The organism is Paenibacillus residui (assembly GCF_042677205.1).
GTDB lineage: Bacteria > Bacillota > Bacilli > Paenibacillales > NBRC-103111 > Paenibacillus_L > Paenibacillus_L residui.
In genome coordinates this window covers 1-1341 of sequence record NZ_JBHTIU010000117.1, presented here as the reverse complement: position 1 = coordinate 1341, position 1341 = coordinate 1, and the positions used below count along the sequence as shown (strand labels likewise).

The 1341-nt window shown below is 49.2% G+C and carries 1 protein-coding gene; it reads right to left on the bottom strand.

Going from position 1 to position 1341, the window contains the following annotated elements:
• A partial coding sequence (locus tag ACFQ03_RS25815; protein ID WP_379291892.1) for an IS110 family transposase occupies positions 1–1156 on the bottom strand: 1156 nt, incomplete at its 3' end.
• Positions 1157–1341: the final 185 nt, after the last annotated feature.

Below are 1341 nucleotides of genomic sequence, written 5' to 3'. Positions count from 1 at the left end.
TTACGATGTCTCTTCGCCGTTGATCATAAAAGTCGGCACCGAGTTCGATATAGTTTTCTTTCCGCGTTAAGAGGTGGTAGGCTATTGTTAAAATCGTGTGTCCTACTGCTACAGCAGCGCGATTTGCTCCTCTACGGGAAGCAATACGTTGGTACTGGGCAGATAAATAAGTGTTCTTTGTTCTTGCAGCGGAGCGAGCAGCTTCTACCAGGGTGGCTCGAAGCTTTTTGTTACCCTTTCGTGTTCGACCGGACTTGCGCTTTCCAGCGCTTTCGTTATTGCCTGGAGCCATCCCTGCCCACGAACACAAATGGGCAGCAGAAGGGAATTGTTCCTCCACGTTGGTGCCGATTTCCGCCAGCAATTGTTCAGCGGTACGTCGGCCGACGCCAGGGATCGTATCCAAACGCTCCAGGTCCTCCTCAAAAGGGAGCATGCGTTCTTTCACTTCTTCATCCAGATTGGCGATCTGTTCATCCAAAAAATCAATATGCTTCAGTTGCGTTTCGAGCATCAGCTTCTGATGAGGCCCGATCAGTCCCCGTAACGCACGCTCAAGATCGCCTTTTTTGTTTTTTAAGCGCGCCTTAGCCAACTCAGCTAATTTCCGGGAATCTTCGACGCCTTCGATCATCGCTTCGATCATGGCCCGTCCGGATACACCCAAGATATCCGTTGCCACGGAAGAGAGTTTAATATTGGCTCCTTCCAACACCTTTTGAATGCGGCTCACTTCACGGGAGCGTTCATCGATTAGACTTCGGCGATAGCGAACCAATTCACGTAATTCGCGCTGTTCCCGTTTGGGAATAAAGCTGCCTTGCAATAGACCATGTCGTAAAAGATCGGCGATCCATTCAGCATCTTTTACATCCGTTTTTCGTCCCGGCACTGCTTTGATGTGCTGAGCGTTGACAACCATGATGTGAAGTTCTTCCAGTTCCAAAAGGTTGAAAATCGGTTTCCAGTAGACACCCGTACTTTCCATTGCGACGTGGGTGCAGTGATGGCTTTTGATCCAATCGGCCATTTGGATCAAATCATCGGTCATTGTACTGAAAGTCTGAATCTCTTTGCCCTTCGGTGTGATAGCGCAGGCTGTAACGGTTTTTTTGTGTACGTCAAGCCCGCAGCAGTGTGGATAAACTACTTGCATAAACGTACATCCCTTCTACGGCTGTAAAATTCGAGGCTGGTGCAACAACCATATTCGGGTTAATCTACCTTGCGTGCTTGCCAAACGGCAGCGACAATCTGTGGTGCACCTGGTCGTTGTGATCAGTCTACCTGACGGGTTCGAAACACCATAGTTGTACGACCTACCTTCGCCAGCCGTAAAAT